The organism is uncultured Gulosibacter sp. (assembly GCF_963509965.1).
Classification (GTDB): Bacteria; Actinomycetota; Actinomycetes; order Actinomycetales; family Microbacteriaceae; genus Gulosibacter.
In genome coordinates, this window is record NZ_CAUPDE010000006.1 from 73,902 (window position 1) to 91,823 (window position 17,922).

Sequence of the window (17,922 nt, forward strand, 5' to 3'; positions counted from 1 at the left end):
GCAAGTCGATAAAATCAGTCACAACCTGAGGAGGGATCGTGATGGCCGAAGCGCAAGCGAAATCTGAAGCGACTTCGCCAGATGTGCAGCGCACGCTCGATTTTGTGCACGGTGCGCTTGGTTCGGCCGGTCACGCGGTTACTGACACGATGGCACTCGAGCTGCTGGAGCGACTGGCCAGAGGTGAGATCTCCGGTGACGAGTGCCGTGCCGCGATGATCGACCAAGCCCTTCAGCCATGACCGCGCAAGATTCATGACCACGCAAAGGTTCGGTGCCTGGGAAGATTACTTCATCCCACGCACCAGTGTTTTGCGCAACAAATTCACTTCACCAACTCAACCGTTCGGCGTCACTGACCCCCTGTTGCTGGAACACCTTGAAGCTCATGTGGTGAGTACACGTCTACTGGAATTAGAACAGCAACCACTCTCGGGCAATTTCGATTACGCGCATATAAGGGCGATCCATCGCTATCTATTCCAAGATGTCTACGAGTGGGCTGGGGAACCAAGACGCGGGCCGGCAACTGCGATGGTGAAACAAGGCCCGAACGTGCTTGACCCCACCGACCCGACGCCGCGAGCCTATGCCTATTACCCCGGAAACGACGAGATGAATCGAGCCGCCGAAGCGCGGTATGCCGCGCTCGCGAACGACAACTAGCGGGAAGCGTTTGTAAACGCCCGATTTTATGGACAAGCGACCGGCCGCAACGACCGCTTGGCACGGGTGCTTGACGAGGTGCTTTTGGGGTAACTGTGCACTCACCGCGAGTCGGCCAGTGCACCGGGAAGCTCGGCCACCACGGCGGCAAGTTCGGCGCGCACCGCGGCGATTGCTGCATCCCCTTCGCTGGCTTTTCGCGCGGCCGTGAACAGGTGCCGCCGCGGCGAACCGGCAAGATCAACCAGCCGCACCGTGGGGGTGCGTAGATGCACGAGACTTGGCAGCAGCGCCACCGCGTTACCGGTTTCAACCAGCCGCACATGCGCCTGCAGATCGGCGGTGACGAAACGAATATCCGGCTCAAAACCGGCGACGCGGCAGGCCTGCTCGGCCCAGTGGCGCGTGGCAGCACCCACCGGTTCCATCACCCACGGCAGCGCTGACGCATCCGCTATCGAAGTGATGTTGTCGTAGGCGCCACCACCTACTCCGAGCGGTGGCAGTGCCAGCTGGATGCGGTCGTGAGTGAGCGGCACGCGATCGAGGCCGGGGAAGTGCCGGCGGGTATGGCCGGGATACTGCTCGGCAACCACAAGATCAAACTGTCTGGTCCAGGTTTCGCTGAGCGCCGCCTCGGGTTCGTACTGTTTGAGCTCAACCCGCAGCTTGGGCGCCGAGGTGCGCAGCCGCTGCACCACATCCGGGAAAAGCGCCAGCAGCGCGGTTTGAAAGGTCGCCACCCGAATCGTGCCGGTAACCTCGTTCGACACACGATGCAGCACCGACTCGGCACGTTCGAGGCCGTTCAGCAGCTGCTCGATTTCGGGCACGAGCGCCTGCGCGGCGGCGGTGAGTTCGAGTCGACGCCCCGATTTGCGCAGCAGCGGCACCCCGGCCTCGCGTTCGAGCAGCGCCAGCTGCTGCGAAACTCCCGAAGGGGTGAAGTTGAGCGCGGCGGCAACCGCGGCGATAGTGCCGCGATTGTGCAGCTCCCACAGCAGGCGCAGGCGTTTCATTTCGAGCATCCCACTCTCCGTTCTGGCGCCGACGAGGTTTTGGCACCGGCAGTGCAGCGCCGCAGTTGCTTCACCAAAGCTGAACTGTATTAGGAATAAACCGTAACTTTACGTGACGAATATTCGGTCGCACACTGGTGACAGCTCAACGAATCGACGGCGCCAACGAAGGCTCCCAACGATTCAACCGGTTGTCGAGCACAGTCGACCGATACCGCATCCCGAGCCCTGCTCGCCGCGGTCAGCTGTCGAACCAGACTCGCTGTCGAAAGGCATGATCGTCATGACGCAAACACCCCCGAATGCCACGGTGCGCCCCCAAGACCTCGCCGACGAAACCATTGCGCTGGTGCAGCGCTGGCTCGCCGAAGCTGCAAACGAACCGGTCGACCCCGCCGCCGAACGCCTCGCCGGGGTGCTGCGCGACGAAAACGGCCTCGACTTCACGGTTGGATTTGTCGACGGCGTGGTACGCCCCGAAGACCACGCTGCCGCCGCCCGCAAACTCGCACAGCTCACACCCCTCACCCCGAAGTTTTTGCCCGCCCCGATGCGCGGCGCAATCAAACTCGGCGGCACGGTCGGCCCGGTGGTACCCGGCGTAGTGGTACCAATCGCCCGCAAAGTGCTGCGCCGCATGGTGCGTCACCTCATCATCGACGCCACCGACAGCAAACTCGGCCCGGCAATTGCCCGCATCAAAAAAGACGGGCTGCGGCTCAACGTCAACCTGCTCGGTGAATACATCCTCGGCCAGGGCGAAGCCGAACGGCGCCTCGAAGGCACCCGCAAATTGCTGGCCCGCCCAGACGTCGACTATGTGTCGATCAAAGTGTCATCTACTGTGGCACCCCACAACCACTGGGCCTTCAACGAGGCGATCGACCACATCGAACAGCAGCTCGTGCCGCTGTATGAACTCGCCGCGAAATCGTCGCCGAAAAAATTCATCAACCTCGACATGGAGGAATACAAAGACCTCGATCTCACCATCGAGGTGTTCACCCGCATCCTCGAACGGCCCGAGTTTCGCAATCTCGAAGCGGGCATCGTGCTGCAGGCCTACCTGCCCGATGCGCTCGCGGCGATGATGCGGTTGCAGCAATGGGCCGCAAAACGTGTCGCCGCCGGTGGCGCCCCCATCAAGGTGCGCCTCGTGAAAGGCGCGAACCTGCCGATGGAACGGGTGGATGCCGCCCTCCACGGCTGGCCGGTGGCAACCTGGCACAGCAAACAGGCCAGCGACACCGGCTACAAGGCCGTGCTCGACTACGCGCTGCACCCCGAACGCGTGCGCAATGTGCGGGTGGGTGTGGCCGGACACAACCTCTTCGACGTGGCGCTCGCGTGGCTGCTCGCGAAGGCGCGCGGGGCCGAATCGGGTATCGAATTCGAGATGCTGCTCGGCATGGCGCAGGGCCAGGCCGAGGTGGTGCGCCGCGAGGTGGGGTCGCTGCTGCTGTACACCCCGGTGGTGCATCCGGATGAGTTCGATGTCGCCATCGCCTACCTCATCCGCCGGCTCGAAGAGGGCGCCAGCCAAGAAAACTTCATGTCGGCCGTGTTCGAACTGCACGACGACGACCAGCTCTTTGCCCGCGAACGTAACCGGTTCCTCGCATCCCTCGCCGACCTCGAAGCGATCACCGGTGATGGCGACGAAGCGAACTTTCGTGTGCCGCGACCCAATCGCGTCCAAGACCGCCGCGAGTTCGACACCGAAGGTATCGAGACGCGCGTGGATGAATGGACCAGCGGCGGCTACGCCGGGTTCCGCAACACCCCCGACACCGACCCCGACCTGCCCGGCAACCGGGAATGGGGCCGCGCCATCGCCGAGCGCATGGTCGAATCCAAGCTCGGATGCGAACTGGTTGCGAACTCGCGCATCAAAACTGAAACCGAACTCGACAGCGTCATCGGTCGTGGCGTCAAGGCCGCCGACCGCTGGCGCGAGCTCGGCGTTACTGAACGCACCCGCATCCTGCACCGCGCGGGTGAGCTGCTCGAAGCGCGCCGCGCCGAACTGCTCGAGGTGATGGGATCGGAATGCGGCAAAACGATCGACCAGGGCGATCCCGAGGTGAGCGAAGCGATCGACTTCGCGCACTACTACGCCGCGCTCGGGCAAGAGCTCGAACGGGTCGACGGCGCGAGTTTCACTCCCGCGAAGCTCATCGCGGTGATCCCGCCGTGGAACTTCCCAACCGCGATCCCCGCCGGTGGTGCGCTCGCCGCGCTCGCATCCGGTGCCGCGGTCGTCTTCAAACCCGCATCTGCCGCCGCCCGCACCGGAGCCGTGCTGGTTGAAGCGCTGTGGGAGGCCGGGGTGCCGAAAGACGTGCTGCAGTATGTGCAGTTCGCCGACCGCGGCCTCAGCTCAAAACTCGTTGCCGATCAGCGCGTTGAACGCGTAATTCTCACCGGCGCCTATGAAACCGCCGTCGCCATGCGCGAAACCCGCCCCAACCTGCAAATTCTTGCTGAAACTAGCGGGAAAAACGCGATTATTGTAACCCCGAATGCCGACCTCGATTTGGCAGTGCGCGATGTCGTGCAATCGGCGTTCGGGCACGCCGGGCAGAAATGTTCGGCCTCGTCGCTGGTCATCCTGGTGGGTTCGGTGGCGAAATCAGAACGGTTCCGCAGGCAACTATTGGATGCTGTGCGCTCGCTGCGCGTGGGAACCCCCGACGAGCTCGAATCGCAAATGGGGCCGGTGATTGCGCCACCATCCGGCAAGCTGCTGCGCGGGTTGACCACCCTCGGCGAGGGGGAGCGGTGGCTGATTGAGCCCGGCCCGGTTACCGACGCTGGGCCGCTCTCGCGCAATGAAGACGGCGAAACAAAACTGTGGCGACCGGGTGTGCGCGAGGGCGTGCGTCGCGGTTCGGAATATCACCTCACCGAATATTTTGGCCCCATCCTCGGCATCATGACCGCCGAAACCCTCGAAGAGGCGATCGAAATCGTCAACGACATCGACTACGGCCTCACCTCGGGGCTGCAATCGCTCGACGCCAACGAACTCGCCACCTGGCTCGAGAGTGTGGAAGCCGGAAACCTGTACGTCAACCGCGGCATCACCGGTGCGATCGTGCGGCGGCAGTCGTTCGGCGGCTGGAAAAAATCGGCCATCGGCCCCGGCACGAAAGCCGGCGGGCCAAACTATCTGCACGCTTTCGGTAGCTGGTCGGATGCGCCCGTGCGCGACACTGCCGAGGTTGCCGAACCCGTGGCGCAGCTGCTGCGCGGCGCTGCCGATGCCGACCTGGATGCGGACGAGCTGCGCTGGTTGCAGGACGCGGCCGGATCGGATGCGCGTGCCTGGGCCGACGAGTTCGGTGTCGCCCGGGATGCATCCGGGCTCGGTATCGAACGCAACCTACTGCGCTACCGGCCGGTGCCGGTGGTGGTGCGTGCCGGTGCAGACGCGACACTCGCGCAGACGCTGCGCGTGATCGCCGGTGCGCTTGCGACGGGATCTCAGGCCACGATTTCGCTCGCCACCCCGCTGCCTGCCGGTGTCGATGAACAGCTGCGAGCCGCAAACCACACCGTGGTGGTCGAAGACGAAACGCTGTGGGCGAATCGCGTGCGCGCACTGGCGGCAGTCGAGGGCCCGCAGGCCGGGGCGCGCATCCGACTTGTTGCCGGCACATCCCGCACCGAGCAGCTGCAGGCAATTATTGAAGCAAGTGCCGGCAAGCCCGATATCGCCGTTTACGACGGCGAAGTGGTTGCGGCCGGCCGGGTTGAATTGCTGCCGTTCTTGCGCGAACAGGCAGTCTCAATTACCGCCCACCGGTTCGGAACCCCGAATGCGCTTTCAGAGGGGCTGGTTTAATGGGAAGCCGTAACTTGCGTGGCCAGCGTTTCTGGCCGCCCCGGTCTCGCCGTGAGTTTGGCCCGGTGCGGGCCCGGGGCTAATCAACGCACCGGGCCGGCACACCCCGTCCAGCATCCGCCAACCGCAGAGAAAGAAGACAAAGGTGTCCAATCAAGCGTTTTATTTCATCGCCCTCGGCATTTATTTCGCCGGGATGCTCGCCATTGGTGTTATCGCATTCTTGCGCACCAAAGACCACGAAGATTATGTGCTTGGTGGCAGAAAACTCCCGCCGTTTGTGGCGGCGCTGAGCGCGGGCGCATCCGATATGTCGGGCTGGCTCATCATGGGTTTGCCGGGCGCGATTTATGCGACGGGTTTGCTTGAGGGGTGGATCGCGATCGGGCTGTTCATCGGTGCCTACCTCAACTGGCTCATTGTCGCGCCGCGGCTGCGTGCCTACAGCGAGGTGTCGAAAAACTCGATCACAGTGCCGAGCTTCTTCGAAAACCGCACCCGCGACCGTTCGCGACTGCTGCGCATCGTGTCGAGTGTGATCATTCTCGTGTTTTTCACGCTCTATGTGTCGAGCGGGATGGTCGCCGGCGGTAAGTTCTTTGTTTCGTCGTTCGGCGGCGAATACCTGGTGGGGATGTCGCTGATTGCCCTGGTGACGCTTGCCTACACGCTCTTCGGCGGCTTCTTGGGTGTTTCGCTGACGGATGCGGTGCAGGGCATCATGATGTTCGTCGCGCTGCTTGTGATCCCGATTGTGGCGCTGTTCACCATCGGCAGCTTCGATGAAACTGCCTCCCGAATCAGCGAGATCAACCCGGCGGCGCTCTCGCTCGTTGGTGACGGCTCACTCAGCACCTTCGCCGTGAGTATGTTCATCATCTCGGGTTTGGCGTGGGGGCTTGGCTACTTTGGTCAGCCGCATATCATCGTGCGTTTCATGGCGCTGCGTAGCGCCCAAGAGGCGAAGACCGCCCGCCGTATTGGCGCTGGTTGGCAACTCATCTCACTTGCGGGTGCCGTGATGGCCGGGTTGATCGGTGTCGCTTATTTCTCGAAGTTTGGTGGTGCCCCCGACGACCCCGAAACTGTGGTGCTGCTGATGTCGCAGGTGCTTTTCCACCCGCTGGTTGCCGGCCTCGTGCTCGCGGCGGTGGTTGCGGCGATCATGAGCACGCTGTCGAGCCAGCTGCTGGTGACCTCGTCGGCACTGGTTGAAGACATCTACCGGGTGGTGCGCAAAGACCCACCCTCGCAGGTCTCGCTCATGTGGCTCGGGCGCGCCGCTGTGCTCGTGGTTGCCATCATCGCCGGGCTGCTGGCTGTGAATCCGAACGACACGGTGCTGGGCCTGGTGGGTTTTGCCTGGGCCGGCTTCGGTGCCGCGTTCGGCCCGATCATGCTGCTGAGCCTCTACTGGCGCAAGCTCAGCAACTGGGGTGCACTGGCGGGCATGATCACCGGTGCGGTGACCGTGTTCGTGTACAAGGAAATCGACAAGATGTTCGAGATCGGCCTGTACGAGCTGGTGCCGGCGTTCTTGCTGGCGCTGGTGGCGGCGGTTGTCGTGAGTCTGCTCACCCCGAGCATCGACCCTGAGATTCAGGAAGAGTTTGACCAGACCGGTGCCATTGTGCTCGGCGAGAAAGCCGACGGTGCCGCGGCCGCAAACTAACTAGTGCCGGGGCTGCTCGGGCGGCAGGGTGCCGCCGGTGGCGAGCTTCATGAGGTCGGATTCGAAATCGACCGCAAACTCGTTGCCACCGTCACTCCCGAACTGGTGCTGATAGCTGTGCCAGGTTTGCTTGCGCACGCTGCGTGCAAACCCGCTGCGCATGAGCAGCCACAGCTCGTAGGCGGCGCGTTCAATGCGCTCGGCGAGGTCGGTCGAACTCCAGTCTTCTGTGGTCGCAAAAACACTCGTTGGGGTGACCAGCGCACGCAAATAGGCGAAGGATGCGCGCATCCCGTTATCGACCACCAGCGAGTGGCGGGGTGTGCCGGCGGTGGCCCCGAGTAGCACCGGCTTACCGATGAGCAGGTCTTGGTCGAGCACTTGGAACAGTGCGGTGAACGAGGCCGATGGTGCGGCCTTGTAGACGGGCGAGACCGCCACCAGGGCATCGGCTTCGCGCAGCACCGTCACCGCGTGTTCGAGTTTGGGGCCGAGAAATTGGCTGCTCATAGCGTCACCGAGCTCAGAGTTGAGTTCGCGAGTTTCGATCACGTCGACGTGCAGCGTCACCCCGTCGGCCTGCGCGAACCTGTTGGTTGCGGCAACCAGTCGATCGGCGAGCATCCGGGTGGTGGAGGGGTCGCTCGTGCCAGCGCTCACCACGGCGAGTCTTAGTTCGTTCGACATCAACACCTCTTTCATTCGTGACAACGTTAGTGCGCGCTCGTAAAAGCGTCAGTTTCGCTCATCGACGACGTCGATGTAGGGCGAGCCGCCGGTGACGTTATCGCCGCGGTTCGCGGCCGGGCGTGGCTGGCGCGGTGCGGCATCACCGTATTTGGCGCGCACGAGGTCGGCGTGGGTTGGTGGGCCTGCGGGCACTTCGGGGTCGCGGCGGGAGGCAAGTTCACGTCGCAGCACTGGAAGCACTTCGGCGCCGAACAGTTCGAGCTGGTCGAGCACTGTGCGCAGCGGGATGCCGGCGTGGTCGACGAGGAAGAGCTGCCGCTGATAGTCGCCGATGTACTCGTGGTAGCCGAGGATTTTGTCGATGACCTCCTGCACGCTGCCCACAGCGAGCGGGGTTGATTCTGAAAACTGCTCGAGTGAGGGGCCCCCGCCGTACACCGGGGCCGCGTCGAAGTAGGGGCGGAACGCATCCTTCGCACCCTGGCTGGTGCGGCCAACGAAGAATTGTCCGCCAAGTCCAACGATCGCGGTTTTCGCGGGCCCGTGACCGTGGTGTTCGTAGCGCTCGCGGTAGAAGTTGACCATGCGCTTGGTGTGTGATGGTGGCCAGAAGATGTGGTTGGCGAAGAAGCCGTTGCCGTAGTAGGCAGCCTGTTCGGCAATTTCGGGGGTGCGGATTGAGCCGTGCCACACGAGCGGCGGTACGTCATCGAGTGGCCGCGGGGTGGAGGTGAAGCCGTGAAGGGCGGTGCGGAAGCGGCCTTCCCAATCGACAACGTCTTCGCGCCAGAGGCGGTGGAGCAGGTTGTAGTTTTCGAGCGCGAGGTGCAGGCCGGTGTGGATTTCGTGACCGAACCAGGGGTAGACGGGGGCGGTGTTGCCGCGGCCGAGCATGAGATCCATGCGGCCGTTTGCGAGGTGTTGCAGCATCGCGTATTCCTCGGCGATGCGCACGGGGTCGTTGGTGGTGATGAGGGTGGTTGAGGTGGTGACGATGATGCGTTCGGTTTGGGCGGCGATGGCCGCCAGGAGTGTGGTGGGGCTCGATGAGAAGAACGGTGGATTGTGGTGTTCGCCAACCGCGACCACGTCGAGACCGACCTCTTCGGCCCTTTTGGCGATGGTGACGAAGCTGCGGATGCGTTCTGCCTCGCTGGGAGTTTGACCCGTGGTGGGGTCGCGGGTGACATCACTCACCGACATGATTCCGAACTGCATGGTTATCTCCTCAACTGGTCACTCGACTGCACACATCAAGTCTATGCGTCTGCATAGAAGTGCTGGTGGTGTAAACGCTTGCGGCCGCAAGTTATTCCAGCGGGTGGGGAGCTGTTCGGGTTGGGTTTCGGTTAGGGGTTTGGGGTGAGTACGGTGCTGAATCGGTAGGTGGTGATGGGTGCGGAGGTGATGGTTTGCTGAACGGTGCCGTTGACATTGATGCGCGCACCGTTGACGTGCACGACGGCCCGGTAGTGGATGGTGGCGTGGACGGTGTAGGTGCCACCGGTGGTGTAGGTGTGACTGGTTTGCGTGGTGGTGTTGGCGGGTTGGTTGAGGTTGGCCCAGGATGCTCCGACCGTGTCGGTGGACGCGGTGGCGCCGTCGCCGTAGTTCCACTGCACACTGCTGGGGATGAACTCGATCGTGACCGGGGTGTTGAACAGGGTGGTTTGCACGCGCGGTGCGCCGGTTTCGATCCAAAAGTTTGTGGGCGAGTGAAGGAGCGCCCAACCGTCGGGTTCCATGTGGATGCTGGCGGGATTGGGTTGGGCTTGGGTGAGGTCGGTGACGGTGATGACCCGGGTGGCCCAGGGGGTGTTGGGTGCGGTGCCGACTGCGATGCCGGGCCCGAGGCCGCTGCCGTACAGGTAACGTGACCGGGTGTCGGCTGAGTCGGCTGAATCGGCTGAATCGACCGGGCCGGTTGGGGCCTCGTGGTCGGCTTCGTCACCGTCGTAAGAGTCTTCAGGCTCGGATTCGTAACCCTCTACGGGGACCTCGTCTTGCCAAGCTCCCGAGATATGGACGAAATCTGGGTCAGTATCGGTGCACACGCTTTGATTGTCAGATGAAAATGTGCACTCTGTCCGAATGTGCCATGGGCCGGTTGTGATTGCAGGAAGTAGAACTATCGAAAGTAGTGCTATTGCTCGCATGGGTTTGGATCTCCAAGAAGCCCTGATTTTTCCACTTTCAGTGCATTGATTGGCCCCTTCACGACGACGACCATGGGTCGCCTGTCACCTTTCGAGCGGTCTCGAATGTGCTCGTGCTCGGAATTTGAGATATTGATCTCACCGTCTCTCTGGCAGGCGATGAACTGTAGCCTGACGTACTCGTCTGTGATTTTGGAGTTGGTGAGTTCGATGTTCTCGAGTCGGAAAGCACCCTCTACCTTCCAGGGGCCGTGATCCGCCGCTGCTTCAGCGAACCAGTCGATATCATCCTGCATCGATGGCAGGGCGTAGTCTTTCAAAGCGTCGGCATCAAGCTTGTGCTCGAGCACGCGAAGTGCGGCGTTCAGGTAGTCGAGGTAGGCCGTGACGGCGAGGTCGAGGTATTCGTCTTCGTATTCCGGCGGCACGGTTCCTTCGGTGAGTGTGGGCAGGGTTGGTTCAGCTGCGGCTGTGTCGGTTGCCGTCATGAGCGTGGGGCGACCGGTTTCGCTCGCGTCGGATGCTGCGCATCCCGCCAAGAGCACGATCACGAAAGCCGTGACCAGCAGCCCGTTGAACTGTCTGCGCATCCCGTCTCCTCACTTAAGAGTGGCTGATTGGGCGATTAGTCTAGACAAAACTGCGGGTTCGCGCGCGAGTTATCCACAGCACGCGACAGCTCAGCGAATCAGCCGCGGCCGATCATCGCGGCTGCTCGACGGCATCACCTCCGGATACCCCGACTCACGCAGCGCACGCAACATGAACCCGCTCGGGTCCGGTGACGGACGCCGCACCGCATCCGTCAAAATATCGAAATCACGCGCCGAAATCTCCACCCAACCCGGCCGCAGCCGCTCACCCCAAAACCGGTCGTCACGCGTCAACTCGAGCATGTCTCGCAGCGGTCGAATTGAGGCCACCCGCGCATCCGGCAACCAGTCAACATCGTGTCGCCACGGCGAGCGCCCAGCATTACCCCACTGGCGCGGCACCTCGCTCACAACCCGGCCCGACGCCACCGCCGCCCGCAACGGCTCACCATCAGGGTTCGACACCCTGGGGCTATACAGAATCACTCCATCCGAAACCCGCATCTGATCGAGCGGCTCCCGCGCACCCCACGGCACCTGCACGCATCCCGACGCCACCAACTCACGGGCGCGATCAAGCGGCTGCACCACGAACCAATAGCGAATCGCCAACGACTATCGACGCCCCTGCGGCACACGCCGATACACCTCGGCTGCCACTGCCAGATCTTGCCACGACATACCAACCGACTTGTATACGACCGGCTTATCGCGACCCACCAGCCGCGGATCGCGCACGAAGTCGTGCAGCTCGATCAGATCGTCATCGGTGAGCGCGCCCTCGGCGGCAGCCATGGTCACATCGCCCGCCTCACGCATCGCGGTGGCACGGTCTTCAACAATCACATACGAGCGGCCCAACAGCTCGCCCTCAACCTCGCGGCGGTCGTTATTGTGCGACCCAATCGCCATCACCAGCGTGCCCGGTTTCACCAGCGACGAATCAAACAGCGGCTCAGCGGCACCGGTAACGGTGAGGATGACATCAGCCTGCGGAATCGTCGACTCGGGCGAACGCGCGGCGCCGATACGCGCATCCCAGCCGTGCTCGGCCGCATTGGCGGCAAACATCTCGGCCTTCACCTGGTTGCGGCCGGTGACAACCACCTCGCTCAGCGACGGGCGGATCTCTTTCAACGCGAGCAGATGTGCGCGAGCCTCGGCTCCATAGCCGAACAGCATCACCGTGTGGGCATCCCGCGGCAGCAGCGCATCAGCGACCACCATCGACATGGCCGCGGTGCGCAGCTCGGTCAGCTCGCTGCCGTCAATAATGGCGCGGGGTGTGGTGGTGTCGAAATCCATCAACAGATACACGCCCTGCACACGGTCGATGCTGCGTCGATAGTTGAGCGGGTTCACCGAAATGAGTTTCGTGCCCACCCACTCACGCGACTGTGACGGCATGAACAGCAACTGCTTCCGATCGGCAAGCTCGAGAATCTGGCGCGGGAAATCGGTTGCCGGATCAACATCCTCAAGCAGCGCACTGCGCAGCGCCGTCATGGCCTGGCGGTAGGTGACATGCTCGCGGATATCGCGGTCGGTGATGTGCGGGATGTGAATGGTCATGCGTGCCCCTCGCAGACAAGTCGGGTCAGCCACTGTTCAGCGGCCGAAAGCTCCAGTGGTGTGCGTCATCGCGCCTACTCTCACAATACCGTCGGGTCAGGTAGTCACGCGCAGCGAAGTGAGTATCGAGTCGGTAGCGATTTGATGCGTTTGGTGAACGCTAGCACCCAGCCCCGACAACCGCAGCAATATCGGCGACAAAACTGTCGACCGCCGCATCGGTGGTATCCCAGGCCGTCATTAGCCGAACCGTTGCGGGAGCATCTTCGGTGGGCCAATCATAGAAACGCCAGCCTCGCCCGCGCACCGCATCCGCAACCCCGGCAGGTAGGGTCGCAAACACCGCGTTCGCGTCGGTTTCGGCATACAGACTCACCCCCGGAACTTCGCGCAGCTTCGCGGCCAGACGCGCCGCCTGCGCATTGGCGTTACCGGCCAACTCGCGCCACAGCTCACTGCCATACAGTGCCAGCAGCTGCGCCGACAAGAACCGCTGCTTCGACGCCAACTGCAGGTCGACCTTGCGCAGCCGATCAATACCGTGCACCGCGTCGGGGTTACGCACCACAATCAGCTCGGCCCCCAGTGCTCCAAGCTTGGTGGCGCCGAGCGAAACCACATCCACACCCGCAGTGATCGTCGCCAGATCGGTGCCAAGTGCCACCGCCGCATTTGCCAGGCGCGAACCATCACAGTGCACGAGCAGCCCGTGCCGACGGGCGGTGCTGGTGATCGCGGCCACCTGCTCGAGAGAGTGCACGGTGCCGAACTCGGTTGAGTTCGAAAACGACACCGCCAACGGCTCAGCCGAATGCGGCACCATCACATCCGCCAGCGCCGGCGCAATCTGGTCGGGGTCAAACCGGCCATCGCTCGAACGCTGCGGCAGCAGCTTGATACCGGCGATACGCTCCGGTGCCGCATTCTCATCGGTGTTAACGTGCGCGGATGCGGTGACGAGCGCCGCACCCCAGCGTGGCAGCATCGCCTGCAGTGACACCACATTGGCACCGGTGCCGTTGAACACCGGATAGACCTCAGTTTCGGGGCCGAAAATCTCGCGCATCCGCGCCTCGAGTTCGGCGGTAACCGGGTCATCACCGTAACCCGGAACATGGCCAGAATTGGCGCGCACGACCGCCTCGATCACCGCGGGATGCGCGCCAGCATAGTTATCGGAACCAAAATGAATCGACCGCGTTGGCATGGCATCAACGATAGGGCCGTCTGGCTGGCGAAACATCAGGATGCGGGCCGATCGGCCGCCCGCTCGGCCTCGGTGCGCTCACGCCAGCAGATGAGGTTGCGGCGATCAAAACGGCGCGAACACTTCGCACACGACACCGGTTTTGACGGCCGACGGAACCGCACAATCTCGTGCCCGGCCGGGCACACCCCCACCCAGCGCGCAAACTCGCGAGCCACTTCACCGTCATGGGTGCGCCCGCCGGTGTAACCGAGACTGCGGGCGATGCGCAGCCACGCATCCCCGTGCCCAGCTGCGGGCCCCGCCAGCGCGTGCGCGATTTCGTGCAGCAGTGTCTGCTCGTTTTCAGCATCCGAATAACGCGCGGCGAGATAGCGGGATAGTGAAATTTGTTGATGGGTGTAATCGCACTTACCGGCCCGCAGTTTGGCCGTGTCGTAGGCAAACGACCAGCTTGGGCCCAGGTGTTGCGCGAGCATCCGCTCGGCTATTTCCTGCAACTTGTGAAGATCGCTCAACGCGCGGGGCTACGAATCGATCGAGTGAACTGGTAGCGCCTCGTCGGGTGCTGAATCACCCTCGATCTTGGCGCGTGTGACGCGAATCGCGAACTTGGTTGAGTTGAGCTGATCGGCTGGCGCGCTGTGTTCTTCGCGGTATTTGAGTGCCGACTCAAAATCGGCCAGCGCCTCGTCGTAGCGTTCGAGATCGAACAGCACCTTGCCGCGATGCTGCAACGCAAACCCGGCCAGTGCTGCCCACTCGTGCGCGATGGCCTCTTCGACACAGTTGGTGAGTTCGTGCAGTGCCGGGTCGAGGTTGCCGCGGAACTGTTCAACCTGCGCGCGGCGGATGCGCGCGGCCAGTGAGTCTTCACGCGAGCCGGTGAACCGAGAAAGACGGCAGGCAGCCTGCGCCTTGTCGAAGGCCTCGTCGAAGCGACCCAGCATCCGCAGCAGCGCAACCTGCTCGTTCACGGCCGAGAGTGAGCGCAATTGCTCGATCTCTTCGAGACGCGCGTTCACCGCATTCGGGTTGATGCGTTCGCGGAGCGTCTCGGGGTCGTAACCAAGAATCATTGGAGCTGGAGCGTCAGACACGCCACGAGGTTATCGACACTTCCTGTAACAACGCGGTTGCGGTGTCGGCGTGGTCACGATATGGGCGCATATCGGCCGGGCGCGGGAGCTATTGGTGGTCGTGTTCAGCGCATGAAAACTGAGGCGTCTGGTGAGGGAGAGCCGACTGCATCCGCATCACTAAACGGTGTGGCCCCGCGCATCCAGGTGACCGCCTCGGAGTCGGTGACCACCGTGCCCGGTGGGAAGCCGTTAGCCACGCGCCGTGCCAGGCCATCCCACTCACGTGCGTTGCGGCCGGCCACCACCACGATATTTCCGAAGCGGCGGCCCTTAAGCACTGCCGGTTCGGAAATCAGCGTCACCGGTCCTATCGCTTCGCGAATAGTTGCCACCTCGCGGCGAGCAAACTTGAGCCCGGCTCCGTCGGCGACATTGGCGAGCACAATTCCTGCGGGCGCGAGGCGGCTGGCGACCTCTTCGAAAAAGGTGGTGCTGGTCAGATGCGGGGGAGTGTGGTCGCCGGCGAATACATCCACGATGAGTGCGTGGACGGTGCTACGCAGCCCCTCGGGTAGCCGGGCGAGTTGTTCGCGTGCGTCGCCATAGCGGATGCGGATGGATGCGTGAGCGGGCAGCGGAGCCACTCGGCGCACAAAATCGATGAGTTCGCGGTCGATTTCGATGACCTGCTGGCGCGAGCCGGGGCGGGTGGCCTCGACATAGCGGGGGAGGGTCATGGCTCCGGCGCCGAGATGCACCGCGGTGATGGCGCGTTTCGCGGTGAACGCGAGGTCGAGGGCGTGACCCATATGGCGGATGTACCCGAACTCGAGCCGCGTGGGGTCGAACAGATCGATCTCGGATTGCGGGGTGCCGTCGATGTGCAGCTGCCAGCGATCACCCTCGCGTTCGAACCAGGCCCGCCGGCCCGAGGCGAGCGTTGTGGTGAGGTCGGAGCTGGGGTGGGGTTTGCGGCGAGACACTCGTGCATTCTCGCAGTTCGGCGTCGGAGGCGTGAGGTCTGACCGTTTTTCGCGGGTTCGAGGGCTGTGAAGCATCCTGGATGCGAAATGTTCCGCCGAACTCACGCGTGGGCTGTGAAGCTGAGCATCACCTGGGCGTTCTTTTGAATGGTTCAAAATAGCGCGGTAAAATGGCAATATGCAGCAACCAGCAACGCACGTTCCGTATCCCGACCGCCTCCGTGCGGCAGGGCTGCGCGTGACGTCGCGGCGCGTGGCCATGTTGCATGACCTCGACGCGCACTCGCACAGCTCGGCTGAAGAGCTGTATCAGCGGGTGGCGGCGCAGGTGCCCCACCTCACCCGGCAGGCGGTTTACGTCAGTCTCAACGATTTTGTGTCGCACGGCCTGGTTCGCAGTATTGAGCTACCCGGTTCGCCGGCACGCTACGAAACTCGAACCGGCGACAACCACCACCACCTCGTGTGCAAACACTGCGGTGCCATCGTTGACGTCGACTGTGCGGCGGGAGACGCCCCCTGTCTCACCCCGAGCGACAACGCCGGCTTTGAGGTTCACACCGCCGATGTCATCTACTTTGGGATTTGCCCGCAGTGTCGCGGTACTACCGCCGACGCTACGGACGCGCTCGAATCTCCGGAAGTCGGAACGTAGCGGTTCACCGGTGGCTCGGCATCCCCATCCACCCAAATTTCCAACCCAGTATTCGTCCGCAAGTACAAAGGAGCACAATCGTGACGCTTGACAGCAATATCGACCCCACGTTGCCCTCGACCCGCCAGAACGGTGCACCGGCCGAGAGTGACCGCAACTCGCTGACCGTTGGGCCCAACGGCCCCATCACCCTGCACGATGTGCAGCTGGTTGAAACCCTCGCCGCGTTCAACCGCGAGCGCGTGCCCGAGCGCAACCCGCACGCCAAGGGCTCGGGTGCGTTCGGCACCTGGGAGGTGCTCGAAGATGTTTCGAAGTACACCCGCGCAAAGGTGTTCCAGCCCGGCGCCAAGGCGCGTATGCTTGCCCGCTTCTCGACCGTAGCCGGTGAGCAGGGTTCGCCCGACACCTGGCGCGATGTGCGCGGATTCTCGCTGCGGTTCTACACCGAAGAGGGCAACCTCGACATCGTCGGGAACAACACCCCGGTGTTCTTCCTGCGCGACCCGATGAAGTTCCCGCACTTCATCCGCTCGCAGAAGCGCCTGCCCGACTCGGGTCTGCGTGACAACACCATGCAGTTCGACTTCTGGACGCAGAACCCCGAAAGCGCCCACCAGGTGACCTACCTCATGGGTGACCGGGGCCTGCCTCGCACCTGGCGCCACATGCACGGTTTCTCGTCGCACACCTACTCGTGGATCAACGCTGAGGGTGAGCGCTTCTGGGTGAAGTACCACTTCCGCACCGATCAGGGCGAGCAGAACATGACCAACGAAGAAGCCGAGAAGCTCGCCGGTACAGATGCCGACTTCCACCGTCGCGATCTGTTCGACGCTATCGAGCGCGGCGAGTTCCCCTCGTGGACGCTCTACATGCAGGTGATGCCCTACGACGAAGCGAAAAACTACCGCTTCAACCCGTTCGACCTCACCAAGACCTGGTCGCACAAGGACTACCCGCTCATCAAGGTCGGCCGTTTCACGCTCAACGAGAACCCGGCCAACTTCTTCGCCGAGATCGAGCAGGCTGCCTTCTCGCCGGGTAACTATGTGCCGGGCACCGGCATCTCGCCCGACAAGATGCTGATGGGTCGCATGTTCGCCTACCCCGACGCGCACCGCGCCCGCATCGGCACCAACTTCAACCAGCTGCCGGTGAACCGTCCGGTGGTGAAGACCAATAGCTACACCTTTGACGGCAATATGCGCTTCGACCACTCGGGCAATGCCCCGGTTTACGCGCCCAACTCGTTCGGTCGCCCGCACTCCGACGAGACCGGCCCGGTTGAAAACTCGTGGGAGGCCGACGGCGAGCTCGTGCGCAGCGCCTACGAGCTGCACGCCGAAGATGACGACTTCGGTCAGGCCGGCGACCTGGTACGTCGCGTGTTTGACGACGCACAGCGTGAGCGTTTCGTTGACACCGTGGCTGGCGCACTCATGAGCGTGCAGGAGCCGGTGCTTTCGAACGCCTTCCAATACTGGAAGAACGTTGACGAAGAAACCGGCGCCAAGATCGAGGCTAAGGTTCGCAAAGAGCGCGGCCTGTAGATCAATCACCTAATCTGCCCGCGGGGTTCGGCCACTGTGCCGAGCCCCGCGCGGCATTTTCCGGGATGCTGCCGGGTGCCCGCGCGAGCTGCCATGCAGTGCCTAGCAAACCCTTACAGATTGGTAGCCAATTGGCTGCGGCGAGGAAATTTTCTTGCCGGAATGTGAAGTTGGTGAGGGTTTCATTCAGCTGTGGGGAATACGATGGCGACCCAATTTTCACTTCT

17 protein-coding genes are annotated in these 17,922 nt (G+C 62.9%); 6 read left to right on the forward strand and 11 right to left on the reverse strand.

Annotation, left to right across the window (positions count from 1 at the left end):
* Positions 1–41 precede the first annotated feature (41 nt).
* Positions 42–242 carry a hypothetical protein gene (locus tag RQ865_RS05655; protein WP_311478146.1) on the forward strand — a complete coding sequence of 67 codons (201 nt, stop codon included), beginning with the start codon at positions 42–44 and terminating at the stop codon, positions 240–242.
* Between the two features lie 13 nt (positions 243–255).
* Positions 256–666 carry a hypothetical protein gene (locus RQ865_RS05660; RefSeq protein WP_311478147.1) on the forward strand — a complete coding sequence of 137 codons (411 nt, stop codon included), beginning with the start codon at positions 256–258 and terminating at the stop codon, positions 664–666.
* A 101-nt stretch (positions 667–767) separates the two neighbouring features.
* On the opposite strand, the gene RQ865_RS05665 is transcribed toward RQ865_RS05660, so the two are convergent.
* A complete protein-coding gene (locus tag RQ865_RS05665; RefSeq protein WP_311478148.1) occupies positions 768–1,694 on the reverse strand; it encodes a LysR substrate-binding domain-containing protein in 927 nt (308 codons plus the stop codon).
* 274 nt (positions 1,695–1,968) lie between these two features.
* On the opposite strand from RQ865_RS05665, the gene RQ865_RS05670 reads away from it, so the two are divergent.
* Both RQ865_RS05670 and putP read left to right on the forward strand, forming a co-directional pair.
* Complete coding sequence (locus RQ865_RS05670; RefSeq protein ID WP_311478149.1) at positions 1,969–5,532, forward strand: bifunctional proline dehydrogenase/L-glutamate gamma-semialdehyde dehydrogenase; 3,564 nt, start codon at positions 1,969–1,971, stop codon at positions 5,530–5,532.
* A gap of 145 nt (positions 5,533–5,677) precedes the next feature.
* Positions 5,678–7,204, forward strand: coding sequence for a sodium/proline symporter PutP (putP, locus tag RQ865_RS05675; protein ID WP_311478150.1), 1,527 nt, complete (start codon positions 5,678–5,680; stop codon positions 7,202–7,204).
* On the opposite strand, the gene RQ865_RS05680 is transcribed toward putP, so the two are convergent.
* From RQ865_RS05680 to RQ865_RS05725, 10 genes are all read right to left on the reverse strand, one after another.
* Positions 7,205–7,891, reverse strand: coding sequence for a CE1759 family FMN reductase (locus RQ865_RS05680; RefSeq protein WP_311478151.1), 687 nt, complete (start codon positions 7,889–7,891; stop codon positions 7,205–7,207).
* A gap of 48 nt (positions 7,892–7,939) precedes the next feature.
* Complete coding sequence (locus RQ865_RS05685) at positions 7,940–9,112, reverse strand: CE1758 family FMN-dependent luciferase-like monooxygenase (protein WP_311478152.1); 1,173 nt, start codon at positions 9,110–9,112, stop codon at positions 7,940–7,942.
* Between the two features lie 131 nt (positions 9,113–9,243).
* Positions 9,244–9,948, reverse strand: a complete 705-nt coding sequence (locus RQ865_RS05690; protein WP_311478153.1) for a hypothetical protein — start codon at positions 9,946–9,948, stop codon at positions 9,244–9,246.
* Positions 9,949–10,037: 89 nt separating this feature from the next.
* Positions 10,038–10,640, reverse strand: coding sequence for a hypothetical protein (locus tag RQ865_RS05695; RefSeq protein WP_311478154.1), 603 nt, complete (start codon positions 10,638–10,640; stop codon positions 10,038–10,040).
* Positions 10,641–10,730: 90 nt separating this feature from the next.
* Entirely contained in the window at positions 10,731–11,255 is a 525-nt protein-coding gene (locus tag RQ865_RS05700) for an EVE domain-containing protein (protein WP_311478155.1), read from the reverse strand.
* 3 nt (positions 11,256–11,258) lie between these two features.
* Positions 11,259–12,215 (reverse strand): ornithine cyclodeaminase family protein, encoded by a 957-nt coding sequence (locus RQ865_RS05705; RefSeq protein ID WP_311478156.1) that lies wholly within the window; start codon positions 12,213–12,215, stop codon positions 11,259–11,261.
* A 160-nt stretch (positions 12,216–12,375) separates the two neighbouring features.
* Positions 12,376–13,422 carry an aminotransferase class I/II-fold pyridoxal phosphate-dependent enzyme gene (locus RQ865_RS05710; protein ID WP_311478157.1) on the reverse strand — a complete coding sequence of 349 codons (1,047 nt, stop codon included), beginning with the start codon at positions 13,420–13,422 and terminating at the stop codon, positions 12,376–12,378.
* Positions 13,423–13,457: 35 nt separating this feature from the next.
* Positions 13,458–13,940 carry a SprT-like domain-containing protein gene (locus RQ865_RS05715; RefSeq protein ID WP_311478158.1) on the reverse strand — a complete coding sequence of 161 codons (483 nt, stop codon included), beginning with the start codon at positions 13,938–13,940 and terminating at the stop codon, positions 13,458–13,460.
* 9 nt (positions 13,941–13,949) lie between these two features.
* A complete protein-coding gene (locus RQ865_RS05720; RefSeq protein WP_311478159.1) occupies positions 13,950–14,522 on the reverse strand; it encodes a tetratricopeptide repeat protein in 573 nt (190 codons plus the stop codon).
* A 104-nt stretch (positions 14,523–14,626) separates the two neighbouring features.
* Complete coding sequence (locus RQ865_RS05725; protein WP_311478160.1) at positions 14,627–15,487, reverse strand: fused MFS/spermidine synthase; 861 nt, start codon at positions 15,485–15,487, stop codon at positions 14,627–14,629.
* Between the two features lie 178 nt (positions 15,488–15,665).
* On the opposite strand from RQ865_RS05725, the gene RQ865_RS05730 reads away from it, so the two are divergent.
* Positions 15,666–16,142 carry a Fur family transcriptional regulator gene (locus RQ865_RS05730; protein WP_311478161.1) on the forward strand — a complete coding sequence of 159 codons (477 nt, stop codon included), beginning with the start codon at positions 15,666–15,668 and terminating at the stop codon, positions 16,140–16,142.
* Positions 16,143–16,222: 80 nt separating this feature from the next.
* Positions 16,223–17,695: a catalase gene (locus RQ865_RS05735; RefSeq protein WP_311478162.1), complete on the forward strand. Its 1,473-nt coding sequence runs from the start codon at positions 16,223–16,225 to the stop codon at positions 17,693–17,695.
* The last annotated feature ends 227 nt before the right edge of the window (positions 17,696–17,922 follow it).